Consider the following 2,712-nt stretch of genomic DNA (forward strand, 5'->3'; position numbering starts at 1 on the left):
CGCCGCGACCGTGGCTTCGATGGCATCGCGGCGTTCGCGCCAGCCGCCGATATAGTCCCACGCCTCGATCCCGACCGTGCCCGCCTCGACGATGAAGATCGCGAGGCCGATCGCGGGTCCATGAAAGCGCGGCTGGATCGCGAGCAGATCGAGCAGCCAGCCGCCAAGGAAGACCACGGCCAGCAAGCCGCCGACCGCCCAGAGCGCCTGAAACGGCAGCCCCGCGATCATCGCGTCGATATGCGCCTCGAGGTCGGCGCGCCAGCGCGCGACCTCCTCCGCCTTCACCCCGCGCACCCGCCCGTCGCGCCCGCGATAGGCGGGCCCCATCGCGGTGTCGACGAACCAGCGCTCGAAGCGCCGGATCTCGCCGTCGCGGATCTGGTCCTTCTGGTAATCGCTCATGAATGCCATCGACCGCCCCTTTGCCGACATCTTTAGCCGAAGGCGGTTACCACCCCGATAACAGCCGCTTGACCTTTTCCCGGCCATGACGAACATCGGGCCATGCGATCGCTCCTGCCGACCCTGTTTTCCGCCCCTGCCCTGCTCTTCGTGGCGGCGACGCCCGTCGCGGCGGCCGAAGCCCCCGCCGTCTGGCAACCTGCAGGCCCGACCCGGCTCGACCAGCAGCCCGAATTCTGTACGCTATCGCGCGAATTTGCGTCCGGCGACGAGCGACTGGTCGTGCAGTTCCGGACGAGCTTTTCGCTCACAAACTATATGGCAACGCTCGCCAGCCCGACCGCACTGCACGATGTACGCCCCGGGCAGATTGATCTATCGCTGGTCGGCAGCGACAATGCCAAGAGCTTCGGGGGGCAAAACGGCACCGTTCCGGGACGCAACGAGCAGTTCCTTCAAATATATGTGAACGACTTCAACCTTCCCGCACTCGTGAAGGGCGATCAAAATTTCCGCTTTTCGAGCGGGTCGCTCGATGCCGAACTACGCTGGCCTAGTGCAGGCGACGCTTTTGGCCAATTCGCGCGCTGCCACGAAGCACTGCTGGCCGACATGGGGATCGATACGGCGTTAGCCCGCGCGACGCCCGTCATGCCCAAACCTGCCGCTTATGGGCGGCGCTGGGTTACCCACAGCGATTATCCGGTGTCGGCGATACAGTCGAGACTTGAGGGCGAAGTGGGATTCCTCATCACCGTCGGCTCCGACGGATCGGTCTCGGAATGCCGCATCGTCAAGAGCAGCGGCCACGATATCCTCGATAGCAGCACTTGCGACCTAATTCGACGACGCGCCAAGTTCGACCCGGCCCGAAACGAAAACGGCGAAGCGGTCGCCGGCTACTATTTGAGCAAAATTCAATGGTCGGTCCCCTGACGGAAACTACCCCGCGCGTTCGCGACCGCGTTCCATCACCGCTTGGCGCCGCGCCTCGACCTCGTCGGCGCTGACGCTGCGGTTCGCCGCCGACGAGCGCGCCTGCTCGAGCGCCATCGCCTCGCCGAAGGGCAGGCCATAGCCGTCATCGATGAGCGACTTATAGGCGCGCACCATCGCGGGGTCGGCGCTCGCGATGTCGCGCGCCAGCGCCTGCGCGGCCGGCAGCAATTCGCCCGGCGCCACCACCCGGTTCACCAGGCCCCAGGCGCAAGCCGTTTCGGCATCGAGGAAATTGCCGGTCAGCGACAATTCCTTGGCGCGGCTTATGCCGATCAGCCGCGACAATTTCTGCGACAGCCCCCAGCCGGGCATCACCCCGACGCGCGCATGGGTGTCGGCGAAGCGCGCGCCCGTCGAAGCGATGCGGATATCGCACGCCAGCGCGACCTCGAACCCGCCGGTGATCGCGACGCCGTTGATCGCGCCGATCACGGGCTGCGGGCAGAGTTCGATCGCCTTGACCGGATTCTCGTCGGCGCTCGTCGCATTGGCGGCGCCGAGGTTGCTCGTGTCGGCGCCGAGTTCCTTGAGGTCGAGCCCCGCGGTGAACGCGCGCTCGCCCGCCCCGGTGAGCACGATCGCACGGATGCCGTCATCGGCCGCGACCTCGCGCATCGCGGCGGCAAGGTCGGCGCGCAGCGCCTTCGACAGCGCGTTCATCGCCTCTGGACGGTTGAGGGTGACGGTGGCGACACCGTCGTCGCGGGCGATGAGGACAAGGGACATCAGGCTATTTCTCCATAGGATTTATAATCCTCTACATGGATGTTCGGGCGGCGAAAGCTCGTAAAGCTCATGCTCGCCGACAGGTCGAGCGCCTCGACCTGATGCCACCAGCCGACGGGGAGGAAGATGCCCTCGCCGGGGCCGATGACCGTTTCGAGAACCGGCGGCGTATCCTCATCGCCCGCACCGGCGGGCAGCGGTTCATTGCCCCAGTCGGAGAAGCAATGGCGGCTGTTCTTCATCCGCGCGAACGCCCAGGGCGGCGCCAGACGCACGCGCTTGCGTCCCATCACCTGCACCAGCAAATTGTTGGTGAGGTCGTGGTGCCAGGGGGTGAGCGTGCCCTTCGGGCCGAGCCAGAAAAAGCCGTCGCGCGGGCGCGGGTCGAGCAGCGCGATCGGCGCCATATCGTCCCACAGGGGCGCCAGCGCAGCGGCGTTGGTCCCGCTGTTGTAAGCGGTCAGATAGATGTCGTTACTCGCCTCGTCCTTGCGTAGCCACTCGACCAGCTCGCCGAAGCGGACGCGGCGGCGGTGGTCGTCCTTGGCGAGCTCATAATCGGGGTCGCGCTCGCGCTCGACC

At 66.3% G+C, this 2,712-nt stretch carries 4 protein-coding genes; 1 reads left to right on the plus strand and 3 read right to left on the minus strand.

Annotation, left to right across the window (positions count from 1 at the left end; all coding sequences use genetic code 11):
- Window positions 1–414 (minus strand): hypothetical protein (locus tag B1A78_RS21345; RefSeq protein WP_144037958.1); only part of this gene is annotated, 414 nt, incomplete at its 3' end.
- Between the two features lie 93 nt (window positions 415–507).
- Between B1A78_RS21345 and B1A78_RS21350 the strand changes: the two genes are divergently transcribed.
- Complete coding sequence (locus B1A78_RS21350) at window positions 508–1,341, plus strand: energy transducer TonB (protein ID WP_077148853.1); 834 nt, start codon at window positions 508–510, stop codon at window positions 1,339–1,341.
- 6 nt (window positions 1,342–1,347) lie between these two features.
- On the opposite strand, the gene B1A78_RS21355 is transcribed toward B1A78_RS21350, so the two are convergent.
- Both B1A78_RS21355 and B1A78_RS21360 read right to left on the minus strand, forming a co-directional pair.
- Window positions 1,348–2,130, minus strand: coding sequence for an enoyl-CoA hydratase (locus B1A78_RS21355; RefSeq protein ID WP_077148854.1), 783 nt, complete (start codon window positions 2,128–2,130; stop codon window positions 1,348–1,350).
- Window positions 2,130–2,712: cupin-like domain-containing protein (locus B1A78_RS21360; RefSeq protein ID WP_179102126.1), on the minus strand; the 583-nt coding region annotated here is incomplete at its 5' end. The genes B1A78_RS21355 and B1A78_RS21360, both read right to left, overlap by 1 nt.

Source organism: Sphingopyxis sp. KK2 (assembly GCF_001990265.1).
Lineage (GTDB): Bacteria > Pseudomonadota > Alphaproteobacteria > Sphingomonadales > Sphingomonadaceae > Sphingopyxis.

Coding starts and splice junctions, on each gene's coding strand:
- B1A78_RS21350 (WP_077148853.1), top strand. CDS start 508: ATGCGATCGCTCCTGCCGACCCTGTTTTCCGCCCCTGCCCTGCTCTTC.
- B1A78_RS21355 (WP_077148854.1), bottom strand. CDS start 2,130: ATGTCCCTTGTCCTCATCGCCCGCGACGACGGTGTCGCCACCGTCACC.